Below are 22,574 nucleotides of genomic sequence, written 5' to 3' on the forward strand. Positions count from 1 at the left end.
ATCGGTCCCTTGGAGACCCGCTATGCTCAGCCAGCTTCGCCCCGCCCTGGTCCTGCTCACCGTCCTGACGGCGATCACCGGCCTCGCCTACCCGCTCGCCGTCACCGGCCTCGCCGGCCTGATCTTTCCGGCCCGCGCCGCCGGCAGCCTGATCGAGCGCGACGGCCACGTCGTCGGCTCAAGCCTGATCGGCCAGAACTTCACCGGGGCCACCTACTTCCACGGCCGGCCCTCCGCCACGAGCGCCGCGGACCCAACCAACCCGTCCAAGACCGTGCCGGCCCCCTACAACGCGTCCAATTCCTCCGGCTCCAATCTCGGCCCGACCAGCGCCGCACTGGCCGAGCGGGTGAAGGGCGACCGCGACGCGCTGGCGGCGGAGAATCCCGGCCAGCCGGTCCCGGTGGATCTCGTGACCACCAGCGGCTCGGGCCTCGACCCGGACATCTCGCCCGACGCCGCCCTGTTCCAGGTGCCCCGGGTCGCCAAGGCCCGCAACCTGCCGGAGGACCGCCTGCGCCAGCTCGTCGTCGCGCAGAGCGAGGGCCGCCTGTTCGGGCTGCTCGGCGAGACGCGGGTGAACGTTCTGGCGCTCAACCTCGCGCTGGACGGGCTGCGTGATCGCTAGCGAGGCGATCCGGCTGACGGCGTGAAGGCCCGGAAAGGAGGGAAACTGCTTGGCAGCTCGTGACGACGTGATGCTCAGATCGAACCTTGGAGCCCTTGGCGGGGGATCGGCGGCGCCCGGCAGGATTGTGTCGGTGGCGCCGGTTTGGCACGCATCCGCCTTGGCTGTTAAGACGGGTCGGTCATTCGAGAAGGTTCACGTCTATTTCCGACGCTGCGTGGTCGACGGCACTGGGGCTGATCGCGGTCCTGGCCCTGGTGTTCGCCAACGGGTTCTTCGTGGCTGCCGAGTTCGCGCTCGTCTCGGTGCGCCGCAGCCGCGTCGCCGAGCTGGTCTCGGAGCGAAGGGCCAATGCCACCGCCCTCCAGCGGGCGACCGACCGGCTCGACGCCTATCTGGCCGCGACCCAGTTCGGCATCACCCTGTCGTCCCTGGCGTTGGGCTGGATCGGCGAGCCGGCCCTCGCGCATCTGATCGAACCGGCCGTCGACTGGCTGCCGCTGGGCCTGGGCGCCGTCGCGTCCCACTCGGTGGCGATCGCGCTGGCCTTCTCGATCATCACCGCCCTGCACATCGTGCTCGGCGAGCTCGCCCCCAAGAGCCTGGCCCTGCAGCGGAGCGAGCGCACCGCCCTGGCGGTGGTCCGGCCGCTCGGCCTATTCCTGCTGTTGTTCCGGCCGGCGATTCTGCTTTTGAACGGCCTCGGCAACGGCGTGCTTCGCCTGTTCGATCTCCGGGCCGGGCACGGCGAGGGCTCGCTGCACTCGACTGCGGAGCTCAACCTGCTGATCCAGGCGAGCCAGGAGGCCGGCCTGATCCGCGAGGTCCAGCAGGAAGCGGTAGAGCGCATCTTCGCCATCGGCGAGCGCAAGGTCCTGGACATCATGACCCCGCGCCACGAGGTCGAATGGGTCGATGCCGACGATCCGCGCGACGAGATCCTCAAGGCCGTTCGCGCCTGCGATCACGCCCAGGTCGTGGTCAGCCGCGGCCACGTGGACGAGCTCGTCGGCGTGGTCCGCAAGCAGGACCTGCTGGATCAGGTGCTCGACGGCCAAGAGATCGACATCGCCGCCGCCACGCAGCCGCCCATCGTCGTGCACGAGAGCATGACCATCCTGGCGGTGCTGGAGACCTTCCAGAGCCAGCCGATGCGGATGGCCGTGGTCGTGGACGAGTACGGCAGCCTGGAGGGCATCGTCACCCAGACCGACCTGCTGGAGGCCATCGCGGGCGACATCCCGGAGGTGGGCGAGGAGCCCGACGTGATCGAGCGGCCCGACGGCTCCCTGCTGATCGACGGCATGATGCCGGCCCGGGAGGCGTTCGAGCGGCTAAACCTGTCCGAGACGCCGGATTCCGACGACTTCAACACGCTCGCCGGCTACGTGATCTTCAAGCTCGGCCGGATCCCCGCCGCGGGCGACGCCTTCGAGGCCGGGGGCTGGCGATTCGAGGTGGTCGACATGGACGGACGCCGGGTCGACAAGGTCCTGGCCGTCAAGGTGGCCTGAACGCCGGGGACGTCAGTCCCGGCGGCCCGGCCGTCGTGGGAGACCGGGAGACGGTGACGCCTCCATTCGCTTTCGCACTTTGTGTCGATCGCCTTCTTCGGCGAATTTAAGTCGAAGACTAGGATCGCCCCGCCGAACCCGTCGCGTGACGCCCCCGAAAACCCATGCCCGAGACCGGCCGCGATCCGACCCGTCCCACCCCCGAGGCGCTGCTCGAAGCGGCGCGGCGGGAGGCGCGCACCCGCGGCCGGCTGAAGGTATTTCTGGGGGCCGCCCCCGGGGTCGGCAAGACCTACGAAATGCTGACCATCGGCCGCGCCAAGCGGGAGGCCGGCCTGGACGTGGTGGTCGGCGTCGTCGAGACCCACGGCCGGGCCGAGACCGAGGCCCTGCTCGACGGCTTCGCGATCATCCCGCGCCGCGCCGTGCCCTATCACGGCACCCATCTCGACGAGATGGACCTCGACGCCCTGCTGGCCCGCAGTCCCGCCCTGGCGCTGGTCGACGAGCTCGCCCACACCAACGCGCCGGGCTCGCGCCACCCGAAGCGCTACCAGGATGTCGAGGAGCTGCTCGACGCCGGCATCGACGTCTACACCACGCTCAACATCCAGCATGTCGAGAGCCTCAACGACGTGGTGGCGCAGATCACCCGCATCCGCGTGCGCGAGACCGTGCCGGACGGCATCCTGGACCGGGCGGACGATATCGAGGTGGTCGACCTCAACCCGGACGACCTGATCCAGCGCCTGAAGGACGGCAAGGTCTACGTCCCGACGAACGCCGAGCGCGCCCTGAGGCACTACTTCTCCCGGGGCAACCTCACAGCCCTGCGCGAGCTCGCCCTGCGCCGCACCGCCGACCGGGTGGACGACGAACTGCTCAGCCACATGCAGGCCAACGCCATCGCGGGGCCCTGGAGCGCCGGCGAGCGGGTGCTGGTCTGCATCAGCGAGGATCCGCGCTCGGCCGGCCTCGTGCGCTACGCCAAGCGCGTCGCCGACCGGCTGCACGCCCCCTGGACGGCCCTGTTCATCGAGGCACCGCGGGCGGGGGCCCGCAGCGAGGCGGAGCGCGACCGGATCGCCGAGACCCTGCGGCTGGCCGACCGGCTCGGGGGCGACGCCGTCACCCTGCCGGGCGGCCGGCGCGTTGCCGACGACATCCTGGCCTATGCGCGCTCGGCCAACGTCAACCACATCGTGGTCGGCAAGGCGGCGCGTTCCTGGCTGTTCGAGCTGGTGAACGGCTCCGTTGTGCACGACCTCGTGCGCCGCAGCGGCAATATCAGCGTGCACGTGGTGCCGGGCGAGGCCGTGCCGGCGGAGGCGCCATCGCGCCGGTCGGTGGCCACCGCCGCCCCGGCCGCGACTGTCGCCCCCGGCCCCTACCTGATGGCCCTGCTCGCGACCGCGGCGGCTCTCGGCGCGGCGCTGCTGCTCCAGCCCTATACTGGCCTCGAGAATGCCGACCTGATGCTGCTGACCGGCGTGGTCGCCGTGGCGGTACGCTGGGGGCTCGGACCGTCCCTGGCAGCCGTCGTCTCGGCCTCGCTCGCCTACAACTTCTTCTTCCTGCCGCCGGTCTACACCTTCACCATCGCCGACCCGACCAACATCGCCGCCTTCCTGCTGTTCACCCTGGTCGCCGTGCTGGTCTCGAACCTCGCCGCCCGCGCCCGCCGGATCGCGATGGTAAGCCAGGGGCGGGCCAAGTCTACCGAGCGGCTGTTCGGATTCTCGCGCAAGCTCGCGGGCTGCGGCACCCTGGACGACGTGCTCTGGGCGACCTGTGCGCAGGTGGCCGCCATGCTGAGGGTCCGGGTGGTCCTGCTCTTGCCCGACGGCAAGGCCGTCACCGTGCGGGCCGGCTACCCGCCGGAGGATCGGCTGGACGCCGCCGACCTCGCGGCGGCCCAATGGGCCTTCGACAACGACCGCCCGGCCGGGCGCGGTGCCGACACCCTGCCCGGCGCCAAGCGGCTGTTCCTGCCGCTGCGAACCGGGCGCGGCACGATCGGGGTAATCGGCCTCGACGCGGACGGCGCCGGGCCGATCCTGACCCCGGAGGGACGCCGCCTGCTCGACGCGCTCGCCGATATGGGCGCGCTCGCCATCGAGCGGGTGCGGCTGGTGGAGGATCTCGACCGGGCCGAGCGCGCCGCCGAGACCGACCGCCTGCGCCAGGCGCTCCTGACCTCGATCAGCCACGACCTGCGGACTCCCCTGGCCTCCGTGCTCGGGGCGGCGAGCACCCTGCGCGACCTCGATGCCGACCTCGCCCCCGAGGCCAAGGCTGACCTGCTGGCGACGATCATCGCGGAATCCGAGCGGCTGAACCGGTTCATCGCCAACCTGCTCGACATGACCCGCCTGGAGGCCGGCGCCGTCGCCCCGAACCTCGCCCCGCAGGACGTCGCCGAGACCGTCGACACGGCCCTGCGCCGGGTCGAGGCGGTGCTGGCCGATCATCGCGTCGCGGTCGATCTGGCCTCCGACCTGCCGGTGCTGCGGCTCGACCCGGTCCTGTTCGAGCAGGTGCTGTTCAACCTGCTCGACAACGCCGCCAAATACGCTCCGGCGGGTTCCACCGTCACGGTCCGGGGCCGACGGGAGGGGGCCTTCGTGCGCCTCGACATTCTCGACGAGGGCGACGGCTTGCCCGAGGCTGACGTCGAGCGCGTGTTCGACAAGTTCTACCGGGTGCGCAAGAGCGACCGGGTCCGGGCCGGCACCGGGCTGGGGCTCGCCATCGCCCGCGGCTTCGTCGAGGCCATGCGCGGCACCGTCACTGCCGCCAACCGGCGCGACCGCGGCGGCGCCGTCTTCACCGTGACGCTGCCGGTCCCGGCCCGAATCGCGCCCAAGGACATCGCCGCATGAGCCCGACCATCCTGGTCATCGACGACGAGCCGCCGATCCGGAAATTGTTGCGCACGGGCCTCTCCACCCAGGGCTACGCCATCCTGGAGGCGCCCAACGCCACCGCTGCCCTGGAGGTGCTGGGCCGCGACCGGGTCGACCTCGTCATCCTCGATCTCGGCCTGCCGGACATGCGCGGCCACGACCTGCTGCGCACGATCCGGGCGCGCCATCCGGAGCTTCCCGTGGTGGTGCTGTCGAGCCGCACCGACGAGGGCGGCAAGGTCGAAGCGCTGGATCTCGGCGCCGACGACTACGTCACCAAGCCCTTCGGCATGGCCGAGCTGCTGGCCCGTCTGCGCGCCGCCCTGCGCCACCAATTGGCCGTCCAGGGCGAGCGCCCGATCTTCCGGGTCGAAAGACTCTCGATCGACCTCGTGCGGCGGATCGTGAAGGTCGACGATGTCGAGGTGAAGCTCACCCCGCGGGAATACGATTTTCTCCGCGTGCTGGTGATGCATGCCGGCAAGGTGCTGACCCACGCACAGCTGATGCAGGCGGTCTCGGTCTCCTCCGACCCACAATACCTGCGGGTCTACATGCGCCAGCTCCGCCAGAAGCTGGAGGCCGATCCCGAGCGGCCGCGCCTCCTCCTCACGGAGACCGGCGTCGGCTATCGCCTGCGCGCCCCCGACGACGAGCCGACCCTCAGGCCGCCCATTGGGGAAAGCGGGCGCTGACGCGCTTCACAACTGCAACGCGATCCGCTCGGCGGAGAGCTGCACGGCATCCGGGCGGTGCCCGGTCTCGCCCACCGCATAATCGAACGCCGCCTCCCGACTCCGAAACAACCCGCCGGCCCGCCCATGGATCTCGATGGCCACCCAATGGCCCTCGGGATCCTGCCCGACGACGAACCGGGCGGCCTCCCCCGCCGGGGCGATGACGGGGGTGGTGACGTGGATGATGGGCGACATTGGATGTCTGGGGTTCGCGCGATCCTCCAAGGACCGCGCCCTCAAGCTGGGCCGGGACGCATGAGGGTTCGAGGGGCAAACGGGGCCGATCGCATCAGCGTCTCGTTAGGATCCGCAGCCGGGCGCGGCCGTCCCGGAACGGGTCTTGCCGCCCTGTGATGTCGAGACGAACAGCGCTGCCGAACGATGCGACCACTGACACGCGAGCGCTGTCCCCGAACCTCGCAACCCGGTGCGGGAGCGAAAGCTAGAAACGCAACGTTCTGAGGATGTTAGAAGGCTGATGGCTCCCCGAGCAGGACTCGAACCTGCGACAAGGCGATTAACAGTCGCCTGCTCTACCAACTGAGCTATCGGGGATCACGAGCGGGTCTCTACACACCGGGATCGCGGGACGCAAGACCCTGAATCGCGCGATCGACGCGGTTCGTGAAGGCGCCCCCTCTGCGGCCTGCCTGGCGAGGTGGTTTGCCGGCGCTCAACCCGCAGGGGTGTTGCTCTGGTGCAACATTTGGTTCGCGGTCGGGGCTTGGTGCCCCTGGAGGCGTCACAGTTCCAGCCCGTCGGCCTCGGTCGGTCCCGGATCGCCCTCCCGGTCGCCGCCCGCGTGGCGCGATCCTGGCGTGCCTCGTCCGAGCCGGTCGGATCGCGCCGCGAAGGTCAGGTTTGCTGCCGCTGAGACGTTGCGACGATCGAAGATTTTTTCGCGATCTTTGTAATCATATTCCACATTTATTCCAAGAAAGTACAGCGATAAACGTGTAGTCTGAAATCTATGCCACTCGTGTTTGCCGGCTATATTTAACACGGACGCAAGCGTTGCTATATTAGATCGTTCCATCGATTCGCCCGGAAACCGGTCTCCTTCTCATGCGCATCTCTCTCGGCCTTAAGCTGGCCGCGGTCGTCGGCCTGCTCGGCTTCGTGGCGGTCGGCATTTCGGCCTTCGCCGTGCGGCAATCGTTGTGGGAGCAGGAGCGCGCGGCTGCCACGGACAAGATCTGGAACGCCGGCCTCCAGGCGGGCGCCCTGGGTCAGGCGATCGAGCACGCGGTTGTGCAGGCCACGGCGCTCTACACCGCCGAGGACACCACGGAGGCGCGCACGCGCCTGTCGGCGCTTCACGACGCCCTGGCGGCGGTGGAACAGGTCCGGGTGCCGTTCCTGGAAGCGATGGAGGATCAGCTGCCGCCGGAGCGGCGCCGCCGGTTCGACCTTTTCGTGAAGGAATTCATCGCCTACCAGACCGACACGGCCGAGCTCGGCCTGACGATCTCGCCCAAGGCCGCGCTGATCCAGGCCACCGACGAGGCCACGGTGAAGAACCGCGAGCACATGGTCACGGAGATCGGCGTGCTCGGCCGCGAGGTACTCGCGCGTCTCAACGAGCGGCGCGCCGCCGACGCCGCGGATCGCCGCCAGGCCCGCCTGGCGCTGATCGTCGTACCGGCCATCGCGCTCGCCCTAGGACTGCTCGCGGCGATCTGGATCATCTTCACCCAGGTCCGGCGGCCCCTCGACCGTCTCAAGACCAGCATGACGGCCCTGGCCGCCAACGATCTCGGCCGCACCATCCCGTTCACCCAGCGCCGGGACGAGATCGGCGAGATGGCCGCCGCCATCGCGGGTTTCCAGACCGCCCTGCTTGAGAAGCGCGGGCTCGACGCCGAGGCGCAGGCACGTCGCGACCGCGACCGCGTCCGGGCGGAGCAACTGGCCGCGGCGACCCGCGCCTTCGAGGGCGAGACGCATCGCGCGGTGGCGGACCTCGCCGGATCGGCGGAATCGATGCAGGAGGCGGCCGCGACGCTCACCGGCACCGCCGGAGACATGGCGGCCCGGGCCTCCGTGGTGGCGGGCGCTTCGAGCCAGACCGCCGACATCGTCGACAGCATCGCCGGCGCCGCCGAGGAATTCGCCGCCTCCGCCCGAGAGATCGAGGAGCGGGTGCGGCACACGAGTGAGATCGCGGCGACAGCCCTCACCGATACCAAGCAGCTGGAATTCACGGTCTCCACCCTGTCGCAGGCGGCCGCGGAGATCGATGCGGTCGTCACCTTGATCCGCACGGTGGCCGAGCAGACCAACCTGCTCGCCCTCAACGCTACGATCGAGGCCGCCCGAGCCGGGGCCGCAGGACGCGGCTTCGCCGTGGTGGCCGCGGAGGTGAAGGCGCTCGCCGGCCAGACGGCGCTCGCCACCGACCGCATCACCGGGCAGGTCGGGTCGATCCAGGGGGCCGCCTCCAACACGGTCAGTGCCATCGCGTCGATCGGCGAGACCATCGCCCGGATGAGCGTCATCGCCTCCGAGGTGGCGCAGGCCGCGGATCAGCAGGGCGCCGCCAGCCAGGAAATCGCCCGGGCCATCGCGGGTGCGGCGGCGGATTCCCACAAGGTCTCGGAGAGCGTCGGGGGCGTGCGCGCGGCGGCGGCCTCCAACGAGGTCCAGGCCGAGCAGGTCCGGGGTAGCGCCTCCCGGGTGAGCACCGGGACCCGGACTCTGCAAGAGGCGATCGAGACCTTCCTGGGGCAGGTGCACGCCGCCTGAGGCGCATCGCTGCGTCTCGACGCGGTCGAGGATGGGGCGAGCGCGTTTCGGCGCGCGCTGGACCCGTTCCCGGCCGCGTCACGATCGGGAACAGGTCCAAGCTTTTGATGTTACTGGGCCTCTGATGTGGCCCGCTCGCCGTCGCCGAACCGGCATCCGCTTCGGCGACGCGCGCTTAAGCCGATATGGCCGAGCGGCCCTCCTTCTTCGACGCCGCCCTGTCAGGCACCGCTCCGGCCACCCGGTGCGCAGGCCGATCCCGGTCGCCTCCGCCGGTGAGCGGGCCACGCTGCTCAATCCTTCGGCCGCGCCTCATCCCGATAGCAATATCCCGGAACGCGAAACTCAAAGGCGTAGGGCGCGGATGTTGCCGGTTCCGCATTCCAATTCGGCGTCTGTTGTTTGACCGTTCGCAGAAATGGCGATGGTCAATATTGTAAAGCAACGCGCATTAAAATTCAGCGGATATTTATCAACGCAATCCCCAAATATTGACAACTTTTGCGTGTATTGACGGGGAAAGGTTTGTAGCGTTATCTCTATAGGCGTGCTGAAATCAGCCTAGCCGACCTGACTTTCCTACCCATGTCTACATTGTCGATCGCAAGTCCGACGGAGTTATCCCGTCATCGCTGCCCGCGCCATGCCAAGCGGGCTCAGGCGTCGTCCTGCGGATAGCCGATCCGCATCGTCTCGGATGATCCGCGTTCGACGGACGCCCTCTCGAGCGTCTGAGGCTCGGACGCGCTTCCCTACGCACCCCCGGATCGTCCCGGGATCGCATACGCACCCATCGATACATTGCATTGCGACGGCGTCATCGCGCGTCGGTACGATTGAGAAGGATCCCGTATTTCAGATGCGCAATTCTTTCGGTTTCAAGCTAGCGGCGGTCGTCGGCCTGCTGGGCTTCGTCGCGGTCGGCATTTCGGCCTTCGCCGTGCGTCAGTCGCTGTGGGAGCAGGAGCGCGCCGCCGCCACAGACCGAATCTGGAACGCCGGCCTCCAGGCCGGTGCGCTCGGCCAGGCGATCGAGCACGCGGTCGTGCAGGCCACGGCGCTCTACACCGCCGCAGACACCAACGAGGCGCGCACGCGCCTCTCCACCTTGCAGGAGGCTCTGGCGGCGGTGGAGCAGGTCCGGGGGCCGTTCCTGGAGGCGATGGAGCATCACCTGGCGCCGGAGCGCCGGCGCAAGTTCGATCTGTTCGTGAAGGAGTTCGTCGCCTACCAGACCGAGACGGCGGAGCTCGGCCTGACCATCTCGCCGAAGGCTGCCCTGATCCAGGCCACCGACGAGGCGACGGTGAAGAACCGCGAGCGCATGATCGCGGAGATCGGCTCGCTCGGCCGCGAGGTGCTGGGCCGCCTCAACGATCAGCGCGCGGTCGCGACCTTGGAGCAGAGCCGGGCGATCATCGCGTTGATCGTGGTGCCGGCGGTGGCGCTCGCCCTCGGGCTGCTCGCCGCGATCTGGATCATCGTCGCACAGGTCCAGCGGCCCTTGGCCAGGCTGAAATCCGCGATGCAGGCCCTGGCGGCCGATCGGCTCGACAACGTGGTCCCGTTCACCGACCGGCAGGACGCGATCGGCCAGATGGCCCACACCATCGCGGCGTTCCAGGGTGCGATGATCGAGAAGCGCACCCTCGACGGCGACGCGCGGGCTCGCACCGCGCGGGACCTCGTCCGGGCCGAGCGGATGGCCGCGGCGACCCGGGCCTTCGAGAGCGAGACGCATCGGACCGTGGCGGATCTCGCCGCCTTGGCGGAAGCCATGCAGGCCTCGGCCGACGCGCTCTCCGGCCTTGCCGGCGAGACGACCGCACAGGTGGCCGTCGCCGCGGAGGCGTCCGACCAGACCGCCGGCGTCGTCGTCAGCATCGCCAGCGCCGCCGAGGAGCTGTCGGTCGCGGCCCGGGAGATCGAGAACCAGGTCCGGCATACGAGCACGATCGCCTCGACGGCGCTCTCCGACACGCAGGGGCTGGTGGCGACGGTGACGACCCTGTCGCAGGCGGCCGACGAGGCTGGGACCGTGATCGCGCTGATCCGCGCTGTGGCCGCACAGACCAACATGCTGGCCCTTAACGCCACGATCGAGGCGGCACGGGCCGGAGCTGCGGGACGCGGCTTCGCCGTGGTCGCCACCGAGGTCAAGGATCTGGCGGCGCAGACCGCGCAGGCGACCGACCGCATCGCCCATCACATCGGGGCGATCCAGGCGGCGGCCGCCGACACGGTCGGGGCGATCGGGTCGATCGGCACGGTGGGGCAGACGATCGCGCAGATGAGCTCCATCGCCTCCGAGGTCGCGGTCGCGGCCGACCAGCAGGGGCAGTCGAGCCAGGTGATCGCCCGCGCGATCACCAGCGCGGCGCTGGAATCCCGCAAGGTCTCGGACAGCGTGGCGGGCGTGCGCGCCACCGCGGCCTCGAACGAGCAGCAGGCGGCGCATGTCCGACAGAGCGCCCTGCAGGTGAATGCCGGGACACACAGCCTGCAGCGGGCGATCGAGACGTTTCTGGCTCAGGTCGCGGCGGCCTGATCCGGAGGCCGGGTCGATCGCTCGGCTAGGTATGCTGCGCCGTCATGGCGAGCGCCGCCAAGCACCTAAGCAGCTGCGCGTCCAGCCGGCGCGCCTGGCGAATCAGGACGTGTATACGCGAGAGCGAGGGGTGTCGCCGGGCACGCCGGATCCGGGATGAGCGGAGTGATCATGGCCGCCGATCGGCCCACCGGGCATATCGGATCGCGCCGAAGCCGAGAGCGAGGGCCGCGACCGGCGCAATCAGCAGGGCGATGATATCAAGGTACGGCATCACACCAGCTCCCGGAGGTACCTGCGCGCAGCAATATGTAGGGACACGCTCGCGGCGGAGCAAACAAGGGAAATGCCGATCACGACCCACACAGGAACGCTCGGCGTTCCGGCCGCGTAGAGGACAGCAAAAATAGGGGCCAGGCCGCCGATGCCGAAAACGGAGCCTGCGACCGTGTTGACGTAGGAAGCCGTAAGCTTGGCGCGCTCGTTCGCCACAACTTTTCTGCGCTCTTCGGCTTTCTTTTCGGCTTCAAGCAAGCTCATGGCAAATTGAGTTCTTCGGATCGTCTAGAAATCTTTCTTCGGCAATGCCCGTTCCTTCGTCTGCCTCAAGTTGTTCTCCGATTCAATGAGGCACCATAGAATAAATTTATCTTTTCCGCAGTGAATGTCTGTAATCAGAGGGAATTGTGTGTGTTTTAAAAAATATTTATATTTATCCGGCCATATCGCAATATAAATTGAGATATTATTTCCAGTAAATAATAATTTCGGAAATAATACTCCAAGACTTGCCTTTTTCAGCATCGGCGATGCGGTCAGCGTGTCTCGGATGTGGCGCGCATGGAAGGAGCCGATGTCAAACTCGAGGGCGGTTCATTTCAGTCACGCAGGCCAAGACCGGTACGAAGCTGGACCTCCCGCCGCATGACGATCTGTTCGACACGCTGGCTGCCGAGCCCCGTGGGCCGACGCTCATCTTTACACGGCGCTCGGCGACAACATGGCGGATGCCATCGAGGCGGCCGGGCTGTCGGATGAATGTGTCACCCACGGGCTGCGGAAAGCGGCAGCTCGACAACCATATGCATGCCAAGTCCGGGCGGCCCAGGGTTCCAGCCTGAAGCGGCAAAGAACCCTCATCACAGGCACGAAACGCCGTAATTTCAAGGATATTAGAGGGAATATGGAGGCCTCGCCCGGAATCGAACCGGGGTGCAAGGATTTGCAGTCCTCTGCGTAACCACTCCGCCACGAGGCCCCTCGTCGCGACGCCGCGGCGTCGCCCTCGGAGCCTGACGGCCGGCTCCGGGTGGGCGTCTCTAGCAGAGGTCGGTGGCGGCAGGCAACGGTCGCGATGCGGCTTCTGCGCGGGAATATGATCTGGGTCGGGGCCGTCAGGTGTTTCGGTCCGGCGCCGCGCGCCTCAGCTCTGCCAAACCCGGGGCATCGGCCGATCGCGATAGGAGGCCAGGACGCGGGCGACGAGGCCGCGGAGGGGGCCGACCGCATCCGACAGGGCGCGGATGACGAGATGCCCGTTCCAGGCGCTCGCCGCCCCCTCAATTCCCGGCACGGCGGCTTCCTCCAAGAGGGCGCGGGCTTCTTCCAGGCGGCCTTCGGCGCCGTCGGAGACGTCGAGCAGGGTCGCGCAGGCCCGGGCGCCGCCGCCGATCGCCGGTCGCGTGAGAAGATCGAAGATCGGGCCATCGAGACAAAAACTGTCGGCGTAGACGAGCCGCCCGGCCCGGCGAACGCGCCAGGCATCCGCGAACAGCCCGGCGCTGATCCGCTCGCCCCGGGCGGCGCGGCCGAAGGCCACGATCTCGACCGCGAGCAGGGTGGCGCCTTCGGCCAAGTCGGCCTCGAAGCGCCGCCGCACCCGGGCGCGATCGAACAGGATCGTCTCCTGCGGCAGCCAGGCCAGCCGGGCCCCCTCCCCCAGGGTGACGCGGTTCTCGATCCGGCTCACCGGCCCGTCCGAGCGATAAATTTTTTCCGCTGCCGTGGTGGTCAGCACGAGGTCCGCCCCCGGGGCGAGGTCGAGGGCGATCGTGAAGGCGTCGCCGCACGCGACCCCGCCGGCGGTGTTGACCAGCACGGCCTCCAGCGCCCCCTCCCCGCGGGGAAAGCGCAGCCGTGACGGGCCGGATTCGGCGAGATCGAGGATCCGGGTCGAGCCGACGCCGCCGACCGGCCCGGCGCGCAGGTGGACACGCCCGTCCGAGCGCTGCCGGGCCGGTGCCTCGGAGGGATCGGGAGTCTCGCCTCGGCCGCGCGCCATCAGCGGCGGCCGGTCTGATCGCTCGATACCGCTTCGATCGCGGGGGTTGGCCGATCCAGGATCCGCCGGCCGAACAGGCTTGCCACCAACTCGACCAGAACCCGGGCGCTGCGCCCCCGATCGTCGAGGAACGGGTTCAGCTCGACCACGTCGAGGGATCGGACGAGGCCGGAATCGTGCAGCATCTCCATGATCAGATGCGCCTCGCGGAAGGTCGCGCCGCCCGGGACGGTGGTGCCGACCCCGGGAGCGATCGACGGGTCGAGGAAATCCACATCGAGACTGACATGCAGATGCGCGCCCTCCCGCGCCACTCGGTCGAGCACCCGCCGCAGGGGGGCGACGACGCCGAATTCGTCGATGGTGCGCATGTCGGTGACGCCGACCCGGCGGGCGGTCACCAGGGCGCGCTCGCCGGCATCGATGGAGCGCAGGCCGAACAGGTGGACGTTCTCCGGCGGCAGCGGCGCGGGCACCGGCTCGGCGAACAGGCTCGGGAAGCCCGGCTCGCCGCAGAGCGCCGCCAGCGGCATGCCGTGGACGTTGCCCGAGGGCGAGGTCTCCGGCGTGTTGAAATCGGCATGGGCGTCGAGCCAGAGCACGAAGAGCGGCCGGCCCTCCCGGGCGCAGTGGCGCATCGCCCCGTCCACCGAGCCGAGGGACAGGCTGTGGTCACCGCCGGCGGCGAGCGGCACCGTCCCTGCCGCGAAGGCGGCCTCCACCGCCCGGGACAGGGCGCGGGTCCAGGCCGCGACGGCTTGCAGGCCGCGCCCGTCGGCCGGCCCGTCCGGCGCGACATCGCCGTGGTCGACGATGGTGTGGCCGAGATCCGACAGGGTCCGGACGAGCCCGGCCGTGCGCAAAGCCGCCGGCCCCATGAGCGCGCCGGGCTCGCTGGTGCCGACCTCGATCGGCGCCCCGATCAGCGCGATCCGGCGCGCGTCCGCGCGGTTGGTCTCGCTCGTCATCCGGTCCTCTGGGTCCAGGTGAAGGTTTTGGCGCTCGCCCGATGCTTAGGCGGACTCGGCGGAGCAGGCCAACGATTCGCATCCGCGCCGTCCGATCGCCAGCAAGCGCTGGGCCGCGCATTCATCGGTGGGACGGCGTCGGCTGGACGGGGCCGGAGTGGCGGGCCGGCATGGAGCTCATGCGCGCCGTATTGATTTTCGCGGGCGGTATTCATGCGAGACTGGCACGTCATCTAGAGCAATCCGCTCCGTTGTAAGGGCGCTGCTCCAGTAAATATTGGCGGATCTGACATTCGACTGGATCAATCTTTGCGCAATAAAATTATTAACTTCATATTCGTTTACCGGATTTTAGTGGCATTGCCCTAAGGTTGTGCGAGGTTGTCCATCTGAAGACGTTATAGGCCTGTCATGGTGATGCTTTCGCGGCTGAGTGCGCGCCTACCGGCGATGACGATCGGGTTGGCGCTGCTCAGCGCCACCGCGATGGGTGGCTTCAGCTGGTACTCTGCCAAGTCCGGCCTGATCGACGCGGCGAACGAGCGCCTGCAGCTCGCTGCCGCCGCGCGCCGGGACGGGATCGAGCTGGTGGCGGACCGGATGCAGGCCGATTTCCTCGCTGCGGCGGCGCATCCGCAGATCGTCTCGAACTTCCCCGACCTGATCGAGACCCTCGACCCGGCCAAGCCCGACACCGCCGCACTGGTCGAGGCGTTCCGGGCGCCGCCGACCGTCGAGGCGCGGGTCGCGCTCGACGGCACCGGCATGTACGCGCGCCGGCACGTCAAGGTTCAGGAGGTGGCGCGCAAGCTCGTCGCCCAGGCCGGCTACGCCGACCTGCTGTTCCTCGATGAAGACGGCCGCATCGTCTACACCACCACCAAGAGCGGCGACTTCGCCAAGTCGGTGGCGGAGGATGGCTTGAAGGGCACGGCGCTGGCGCGCCTTGTCGAGCGGCTCAAAGCCGCCGACCCGAACTCGGTCCTGTTCGAGGACTTTGCAGCTTATCCGGTGGACGGCGTGCCGGCGGCCTTCATCGGCCGGGCGATGACCAAGCGGGCGAACGTCGCCATGGGCACGGCCCAGGCGGCGGAGCGGATCGGCTTCATCGCCATGCGGGTGACGCCGGCTCTGTTCGATCAGGCGCTGGCCAAGCGGACCGGCCTCGGCGAGACCGGCCAAGTCCTGGCCGCCGGTGCGGATGGACGGCTGCGCAGCAATCCGCCGCTGAGCCCGGCGGTGAAGGCCGGCGACGGCCTCGCCCCCCTCGGGATCGCGGCGGACAGCCTCAAGGCCGGCGGCACCTTCGATTTCCCGGCCGCGGACGGCCCCCACATGGCGGCAGCCTCTTCGGTCAGCGTTCTGGGCGCGCCCTGGACCGTGGTGGCGGAGCAGTCGCAGGCCGAGGCGATCCACGCCGTGCAGGCGCTCTCGCGCACCCTGTTCTTGATCGGGCTCTGCGTCCTCGGGGGAACTGCCCTGCTAGGCATGCTGCTGGCGCGCTCGATCGTGTCGCCGCTCGGTGCGCTCACCCGCGCCCTTAAGGCGCTCGCCGACCGCCAGGCCCTCACGGATGTGCCGGGCAGCCGGCGCCGGGACGAGATCGGCGACATCGCCCGCGCGGTAGTCACCATCCGCGACGTGTCGCTCCAGGAGGCGGCGCAGCAGCTCCAGACAACGGAGGCGGCCCGGATGCGTGAGGAGCAGGCCCGCCGGGTCATGCTGCGGGACCTCGCCGACGACTTCGAGCGCTCGGTCGGCGGTATCGCTGAGGGGCTGAGCCAGGGCGTCGCGGCGCTCCAGGGCGCGTCCGGCACCATGCGGATCGCCGTCGCCGGCACTTCCGAGCGCTCGACCAGCGTCGCCAGCGCCGCGCGCCAGACCGCCGACAATGTCGACGCCGTCGCGGCCGCCGCCGAGCAGCTCGGCGCCACCGTGCAGGAGATCGGGCGCCAGGTGGAGCAGGCCGCCGGCATGTCGGCCACGGCCGTCGACGAGGCCAAGCGGGCCGAGGGCACGATGGCGAATCTCGCCGCCGCCGCCACCCGCATCGGCGACGTGGTCGGGATGGTCTCGACCATCGCCGGCCAGACCAACCTGCTCGCCCTCAACGCCACGATCGAGGCCGCCCGCGCCGGTGAGGCCGGCCGCGGTTTCGCGGTGGTCGCCGCCGAGGTCAAGGAACTCGCGACTCAGACCAGCCGGGCCACGGAAGAGATCAGCCGTCAGGTGGCGTCGATCCAGTCGGTGACCGGCGGCGTCTCCGAGGCGATCCAGGGGATCGTGTCTCAGATCGAGGCGATGAACCACGTCTCGACCAGCATCTCGGCCGCCGTCGAGGAGCAGGGCGTCACCACGCAAGACATCGTCCGCAGCATGGGGCAGGCCTCGACCGGGACCAGCGGGATGACCAGCGACATCGCCGAGGTCGCCCGGGTCGCCGGCGATGCCGGCCAGGCCGCCTCTTCGGTGGCGCAGGCCTCGGACGACCTCGCGGCCCAGTCGGAGCGGTTGCGCGCGGAAGTCTTCCAGTTCCTGCAGAACGTCCGGGCGGCCTGATCCGACCCGTAAATCTCCGGCCCGGACGGTCTCAGGCCGCCCGGGCCGGCAGCGGCGACGCCGATTGCGCCGTCCGCCCCGCATAGACCTGCGCGGCCAGGGGCAATTCGATGGCGGCGCAGAGGCCGCCCTCGCGCCGGTTCTCCAGGATCAGCCGCCCGTTATGCGCCTCGACGATCGCCAGCACGATCGACAGACCAAGGCCGAAGCCGCTGGCCTCGTTGAGGTTGCGGGCGCGGTCGCCGCGCACGAAGGGCTGCAGCATCGCGTCGCGCTCCGAATCGGGGATGCCCGGTCCCTGATCGAGCACGCAGACCCGGATGCCCCGCTCGGAGGTCTCCATCTGGACCTCCGCCTGTCCGCCATACTTGACGGCGTTGTCCACCAGATTGGTGATCGCCCGCTGCAACTCCTCCGGCCGGCCCTGCACCAGGACATGGCGGCTGCGCCCGACGCTCACCGGCGCGCCGAAATCCGAGAAGTCGTCGCAGACCGTCTGCACCACCGAGGCGAGGTCCACGAGGCCGAGGCTGCCGGCATCGCGGGTCTGTCCGTCCCGGACGAAGGAGAGCGCCGCCTCGACCAGCCCGTTCATCTGCTCCAGGTCGCGCAGGGTGGCGGTGCGGGCGTGCTCGTCCTCGATGAACTCGGCGCGCAGGCGCAGCCGGGTGATCGGGGTGCGCAGGTCGTGGCTGATCGCGGCCAGCATCTGGGTGCGGTCGTCGATCAGGCGGCGCACGCGCGCCCGCATCCGGTCGAGCGCCCGGGAGACGGCGATCACTTCCCGGGGTCCCGCCTCCGGCAGGGCGACGTGGTCGTCCCGGGTGCCGAAGGCCTCGGCGGCGCCCGCCAGCCGCGCCAGCGGTGCCGTGAGTGCCCGGGTCGCCCAGACGCAGAGCAGCGCCAGGGTCAGCGCCAGGAACACCACGGTGAAGATCAGCGCGCCCTGCCGGGGCGGGCGCAGGGGGCCGTTCGGCAGCGTGGCCTGGAGGGCCGCCCCATTGGGCGTGACCACCCCGATATGCAGTAACCCGTCCGCCTGCTCCTGCCCCGAAGCGGGGGTGGACAGATCGACGACCGTCAGAGGCCGGCCGGCACCGACACGCAGGCGGTTGATCACCGGCAGATTGGGGACGGGCGCCGTGTTCTGCGGCACCGCCCCATCCCAGGCCTCGACCCGGATCAGCGGCAGGCTGCGCCCGCTCGCCAGCAAGGCCGGCCGCGCGGCCGGGTCCGCCTCGTCGAGGAGTCGGACCAGCGTGGACAGCCGGCCTGCGGCGACGCCCGGCAGCGTGTCCGGGTTCTGCGGTTCGTGGAGGATCAGGAACGCCGCGGTGGCGACCACATGCGCCACCGCAATCCCGGCCACGACCAGCAGGGCGATCTGGCCCGCGATGCTCTGCGGGCGCAGCCGGGTGCGCAGGCGTCCGATGGCCCTCGGAAGCGCGCTCATGACCGGGTCACTTCGGGGGTGAACAGGTAGCCGCCCGAGCGGATCGTGCGGATGAATTCGGGGTTGCGCGTATCGCGCTCGATCTTCTGGCGGATACGCGAGATCAGCACGTCGATGCTGCGCTCGAACGGCCCGGCCGCGCGGCCCTGGGTGAGGTCGAGGAGCTGGTCCCGCGACAGCACGCGGCCCGGCCGCAGGCAGAGCGCGTGCAGCAGGTCGAACTCCGCCCCGGTGACGGCGATGCGGGCGCCCTCCGGCGACAGCACCTGCCGCAGCGACACGTCCAGCGTCCAGCCGGAGAAGTGCAGGCGCCGGCGCTCGTCCAAATCCGGCGCTTCGGCGGCGACCCGGCGCAGGATCGCCCGGATCCGGGCCAGGAGTTCCCGCGGGTTGAACGGCTTGGCGAGGTAATCGTCCGCGCCCAGTTCGAGCCCGAGGATGCGGTCCACCTCCTCGGACTTCGCGGTCAGCATCAGGATCGGGATCTGCGAGGCGCCGCGCAGGCGCCGGCACAGGCTGAGCCCGTCCTCGCCCGGGAGCATCAGGTCGAGGACGATCAGGTCGATGCGCGATTCCGCCAGCGCCCGGTCCATCTCGATGCCGTCGCCCGCCAGCGTCACACGGCAATCGTTGCCGCGCAGGTAGCGGGCGACGAGGGCCGAGATCTCCCGGTCGTCCTCGACCACGAGGATGTGGGGTGTGGCGGGTGCGTTCATCGCGAGGGAATCGGCGAGCGGATCAGCGAGCGTCATCAGGTTATTATGCGCCGAAGCCGCCGTTATTCGAAGATGCGCGCGGGAACCATTTTGTAAGCGCGTGTTTCCAGCTCAGCCGTACATGCGGCGGCGATGGAAACGCGGGGGAGACCATGACCAAGGCGGCCAAGCCGGATCCGATCGTGCCGAAGCCGCCCGAACTGGCCTCGCCGTGGCACACGCCTGCGCGAGCCGCGCTCCAGGCCGAGGCCCGTGATTTCGCCCGCGACACGGTGCTGCCGCTGGCCGACGAACTCGATCCGCAAAAGGCCGAGATGCCTAGGTCGCTGATCGACGCCATGGCCGAGAAGGGCTGGTTCGGCATCACGATCCCGGAGGCGCAGGGCGGCCTGGGACTTGGCGTCTTCGAATACTGCCTCGTCTCGGAGGAACTGGCTCGGGCCTGGCTGTCGGTGGGCAGCATCCTGGCCCGCGGCCAGGGGCTTGGCACCCAGACCCTCGACCCGGAGCGCCGGGCCGACCTGCTGCGGCGCTCGGCCAAGGGTGCCTGGATCGGCTCGATCTCCCTGTCCGAGCCCAATGCCGGCTCCGACCTCGCCGGGGTGCAGACCCGGGCGGTGCGGGACGGCGACGACTGGGTCCTCACGGGCACCAAGCGCTGGGCGGGCTTCGCCAAGGGTGCCGACTTCGTCGAGGTCCTGGCCCGCACACGCGATCCGGAGCCCGGCGAATCGCGTTCGGCCGGCCTGGAGCCGTTCCTGGTGGTGAAGGACCGGGACAGCTTCCCGCCCGGCATGACCGGCCGGGTTATCGACAAGATCGGCTATCACGGCTTCCAGACCTTCGAGCTCGTCCTCGACGGTGTGCGCGTGCCCGAGAGCGACCGGCTCACCGGCCTCTACGGCGACCAGGGGGCGGATGCGGATTCCGGTGGCTTCGCCTCGGTCCAGCGCGGGCTCAACATCGCCCGGGTCCACACGGCGGCGCGCGCGGTCGGCGTGGCGCGGGCGGCCGTGGAGGATACCCAGGCCTACCTGCAGGAGCGGGTCCAGTTCGGCCACCCGATCGGCGACTTCCAGGCCCTGCGCTTCGCGCTCGCCGACATGGCCGCCGAGGTCGCCCAGGCGCGGGCGTTCTGGCATCAGGTCGCCCATCTCCTCGATCAGGGCGAGGCAGCCGAGAGCGAATCCGCCATGGTGAAGCTCTTGGCCACCGAGATGGCCGTGCGGGTCACCAACCAGGCGATGCAGCTCCATGGCGGCAACGGCTACACCACCGAGCGCCGGGTCGAGCGCTATTGGCGCGACGCGCGCCTGACCACGATCTTCGAGGGGACGAGCGAGATCCAGCGGCGGATCATCAGCGACCGGATGCTGCCGCGCCCCGTGGCCTGATCACGCGCCCGTGCGGCGAATCGTCGAGCCGGACTCCCCGCCCCGTCCGGTCCGGCTACCTCACCGGGATCTCTCTTGCGCCGCAGCATCGGCGCAGCCGCCATTCGGAAGCCCCGTGTCAAAGCCCATCAGCGATTACGCCCTCATCGGTGATACCCATTCCTGCGCCCTGATCGCCCGGGACGGCTCGATCGACTGGCTGTGCTGGCCGCGCCACGACTCGCCGGCGCTGTTCCTGAAGCTCCTGGATGACGACAAGGGCGGCGCGTGCAGCCTCGCCTTCGACGGGCTGGAAGCCACCGCGCGTCGCTACCTGCCCGACACCAACATCCTGGAGACCACCTTCACCACCGCCACAGGGCGCGCCCGGCTGCTCGACGTCATGCCGGTCAACCCGCCGAGCCCTGAACCCGACGAGGGCCCGGATGGCGAGGGCGAGAGCCGGCTGATCCGGTTGCTCACCTGCGAGAGCGGGGAGATCACCGGCCGGTTCGTGGTGCGCCCGACCTTCGATTATGCCCGCCGCCCCTGCACGCCGATCGTGGAAGGGAGGTCCGTCCTGTTCGAGGCCGGGGATTGGCGCGTGCGCGTCAACGCCTTCCCGCAGCCGGACCTGGCGGGCGACGAAGCGGAAGTCCGGTTCAGCCTCGCCGCGGGCGAGACCGCCTACCTGGTCCTGACCCATGGCGAGGACAACGAGGACGCCTGCATCGACGATTTCGCCGGCGCCCAGCGCCGCCTGGAGACCACCACCGAATATTGGCGCCGCTGGAGCGCCCGCAGCTCCTATCGGGGCGCCTACCGGGACGTGGTGATGCGCTCGGCCCTGTGCCTGAAGCTTCTCACCTACTCCCCCACGGGCGGCATCGTGGCGGCCGCCACGGCAGGGCTGCCCGAGGCGGTCCCCGGCGACCGCAACTACGATTACCGCTTCACCTGGATGCGCGACGCCGCCTTCACGGTCACCGCCTTCGTGATGCTGGGCTATGTCCGCGAGGCGGCGGAGTTCCTGCGCTTCCTGCGCGAGCGGGACGGGTCCTACGGGCGCGACACCAAGCTGATGTACGGCATCAGCGACGGCATGCCCTCGGAGGAAGTGCTGGACCACCTCGCCGGCTGGGACGGCGTCGGCCCGGTGGTGATCGGCAATCTCGCCGAGGCGCAGGATCAGCACGATATCTACGGCGAGTTGCTGCGGGCGCTCTGCGTGTTCCTGGAGGCTGTGGATTACGACCCGCCCGAGAAGGTCAACGACCGCTTGCCCGAAGTGCTCGACAACCTCACCGCCCGGGCGATTCGCCACCGGCACGACGCCGATAATGGCATCTGGGAATTGCGGACCGGGCCGCGCCACCAGGTCCACACCAAAGCGATGATCTGGGTGGCGCTGACCGACGCCGCCCGGATCGGCCGCAACATCAAAGGCGTCCCCGCGGAGAAGATCGCCGCGTGGGAGCGGATCGCCGCCGAGGTCCGGGCGGAATATCTGGATAGGGGCTGGAACCCGGAGAAGCAGGCCTATACCGGCGCCTACGACTCGCATCACCTCGACGCGGCCGTGCTGCGCGTCGCCCTATTCGGGGCCCTGGACCCGTCCGACTCGCGCACCCGCTCCACCCTCGCGGCGATCGAGCGGGAACTCGGCGACGGCGACCTGATCTACCGCTACCGGATGGATGACGGCCTGAAGGGCGACGAGGGCACGTTCACGGCCTGCGCGTTCTGGCGGGTCGGCTGTCTCGCACTCGACGGGCGCACCCGGGAGGCCAAGGACGCGTTCGAGCGACTGATCGCCCGAGGCAACGATCTCGGGCTATTCGCCGAGGAGATCGACGCCGCCACCGGCGAGCAGCGCGGGAACATGCCCCAGGGCTTTTCCCATATGGCGCTGATCAACGCGGCCTTGCGGCTGGAGGACAGCATCGAGCGGTTTGGTTTGGTGGATGCGATGGAGCAGCGGGCGGCGGAATAGGCCGTTTTTCGGACGCACCCGCCGCCCCGTCTGCGCCGAGGGGCTTCCAATCCGCCCAACGGCCTGGACGTCAGAGGGATGCGGAAGCTTCTATACCGTCATTCCGGGGCGCCGCAGGCGAGCCCGGAATCCAGAGCCGCCGACGGCATAAGG

16 protein-coding genes and 2 tRNA genes are annotated in these 22,574 nt (G+C 69.6%); 9 read left to right on the plus strand and 9 right to left on the minus strand.

All coding sequences use genetic code 11. From position 1 onward, the window contains the following. Positions 1-22 precede the first annotated feature (22 nt). The 4 genes from BM228_RS15905 to BM228_RS15920 all read left to right on the plus strand — a co-directional run bounded on the left by BM228_RS15905 (position 23) and on the right by BM228_RS15920 (position 5,743). Positions 23-628: a K(+)-transporting ATPase subunit C gene (locus BM228_RS15905; RefSeq protein ID WP_092042197.1), complete on the plus strand. Its 606-nt coding sequence runs from the start codon at positions 23-25 to the stop codon at positions 626-628. A 254-nt stretch (positions 629-882) separates the two neighbouring features. Further along, entirely contained in the window at positions 883-2,142 is a 1,260-nt protein-coding gene (locus BM228_RS15910) for a hemolysin family protein (protein ID WP_280142334.1), read from the plus strand. A gap of 164 nt (positions 2,143-2,306) precedes the next feature. Beyond that, positions 2,307-5,024, plus strand: a complete 2,718-nt coding sequence (locus BM228_RS15915; protein WP_092042199.1) for a sensor histidine kinase — start codon at positions 2,307-2,309, stop codon at positions 5,022-5,024. Further along, on the plus strand, positions 5,021-5,743 hold the full coding sequence (locus BM228_RS15920; protein WP_092042201.1) for a response regulator: 723 nt from the start codon (positions 5,021-5,023) through the stop codon (positions 5,741-5,743). The genes BM228_RS15915 and BM228_RS15920 overlap by 4 nt, the downstream gene beginning before the upstream one ends. A gap of 6 nt (positions 5,744-5,749) precedes the next feature. On the opposite strand, the gene BM228_RS15925 is transcribed toward BM228_RS15920, so the two are convergent. From BM228_RS15925 to BM228_RS15935, 3 genes are all read right to left on the minus strand, one after another. Further along, positions 5,750-5,980: a hypothetical protein gene (locus tag BM228_RS15925; RefSeq protein ID WP_092042203.1), complete on the minus strand. Its 231-nt coding sequence runs from the start codon at positions 5,978-5,980 to the stop codon at positions 5,750-5,752. 284 nt (positions 5,981-6,264) lie between these two features. Then, positions 6,265-6,340, minus strand: a tRNA-Asn gene (locus BM228_RS15930). Positions 6,341-6,527: 187 nt separating this feature from the next. Beyond that, complete coding sequence (locus BM228_RS15935; RefSeq protein WP_092042205.1) at positions 6,528-6,710, minus strand: hypothetical protein; 183 nt, start codon at positions 6,708-6,710, stop codon at positions 6,528-6,530. Between the two features lie 140 nt (positions 6,711-6,850). On the opposite strand from BM228_RS15935, the gene BM228_RS15940 reads away from it, so the two are divergent. Together BM228_RS15940 and BM228_RS15945 are read left to right on the plus strand one after the other, a co-directional pair. After that, the gene (locus tag BM228_RS15940; RefSeq protein WP_092042206.1) at positions 6,851-8,530 is read left to right on the plus strand and encodes a methyl-accepting chemotaxis protein; all 1,680 of its coding nucleotides are present in this window, start codon (positions 6,851-6,853) and stop codon (positions 8,528-8,530) included. An 859-nt stretch (positions 8,531-9,389) separates the two neighbouring features. Continuing rightward, complete coding sequence (locus BM228_RS15945) at positions 9,390-11,078, plus strand: methyl-accepting chemotaxis protein (RefSeq protein WP_092042208.1); 1,689 nt, start codon at positions 9,390-9,392, stop codon at positions 11,076-11,078. Positions 11,079-11,351: 273 nt separating this feature from the next. Here BM228_RS15945 and BM228_RS15950 read toward each other — a convergent pair whose 3' ends face one another. From BM228_RS15950 to rocF, 4 genes are all read right to left on the minus strand, one after another. Then, the gene (locus BM228_RS15950; RefSeq protein ID WP_092042209.1) at positions 11,352-11,618 is read right to left on the minus strand and encodes a hypothetical protein; all 267 of its coding nucleotides are present in this window, start codon (positions 11,616-11,618) and stop codon (positions 11,352-11,354) included. A gap of 644 nt (positions 11,619-12,262) precedes the next feature. Beyond that, positions 12,263-12,336 (minus strand) — tRNA-Cys (locus BM228_RS15955). Positions 12,337-12,501: 165 nt separating this feature from the next. After that, positions 12,502-13,359: an urease accessory protein UreD gene (locus tag BM228_RS15960; RefSeq protein WP_092042211.1), complete on the minus strand. Its 858-nt coding sequence runs from the start codon at positions 13,357-13,359 to the stop codon at positions 12,502-12,504. After that, positions 13,359-14,327 (minus strand): arginase, encoded by a 969-nt coding sequence (rocF, locus tag BM228_RS15965; RefSeq protein WP_092042212.1) that lies wholly within the window; start codon positions 14,325-14,327, stop codon positions 13,359-13,361. The genes BM228_RS15960 and rocF overlap by 1 nt, the downstream gene beginning before the upstream one ends. Before the next feature lie 411 nt (positions 14,328-14,738). On the opposite strand from rocF, the gene BM228_RS15970 reads away from it, so the two are divergent. Continuing rightward, positions 14,739-16,886, plus strand: coding sequence for a methyl-accepting chemotaxis protein (locus BM228_RS15970; protein WP_092042214.1), 2,148 nt, complete (start codon positions 14,739-14,741; stop codon positions 16,884-16,886). A 31-nt stretch (positions 16,887-16,917) separates the two neighbouring features. Here BM228_RS15970 and BM228_RS15975 read toward each other — a convergent pair whose 3' ends face one another. Both BM228_RS15975 and BM228_RS15980 read right to left on the minus strand, forming a co-directional pair. Further along, positions 16,918-18,339 carry an ATP-binding protein gene (locus tag BM228_RS15975; protein WP_092042215.1) on the minus strand — a complete coding sequence of 474 codons (1,422 nt, stop codon included), beginning with the start codon at positions 18,337-18,339 and terminating at the stop codon, positions 16,918-16,920. Beyond that, on the minus strand, positions 18,336-19,091 hold the full coding sequence (locus BM228_RS15980; RefSeq protein WP_208612046.1) for a response regulator: 756 nt from the start codon (positions 19,089-19,091) through the stop codon (positions 18,336-18,338). The genes BM228_RS15975 and BM228_RS15980 overlap by 4 nt, the downstream gene beginning before the upstream one ends. Before the next feature lie 116 nt (positions 19,092-19,207). Between BM228_RS15980 and BM228_RS15985 the strand changes: the two genes are divergently transcribed. Both BM228_RS15985 and BM228_RS15990 read left to right on the plus strand, forming a co-directional pair. Beyond that, positions 19,208-20,449, plus strand: a complete 1,242-nt coding sequence (locus BM228_RS15985) for an acyl-CoA dehydrogenase family protein (RefSeq protein WP_092042217.1) — start codon at positions 19,208-19,210, stop codon at positions 20,447-20,449. Between the two features lie 115 nt (positions 20,450-20,564). Further along, positions 20,565-22,421, plus strand: coding sequence for a glycoside hydrolase family 15 protein (locus BM228_RS15990; RefSeq protein ID WP_092042218.1), 1,857 nt, complete (start codon positions 20,565-20,567; stop codon positions 22,419-22,421). Positions 22,422-22,574 lie beyond the last annotated feature (153 nt).

It is taken from the genome of Methylobacterium pseudosasicola, from assembly GCF_900114535.1.
GTDB classification, from domain to species: domain Bacteria; phylum Pseudomonadota; class Alphaproteobacteria; order Rhizobiales; family Beijerinckiaceae; genus Methylobacterium; species Methylobacterium pseudosasicola.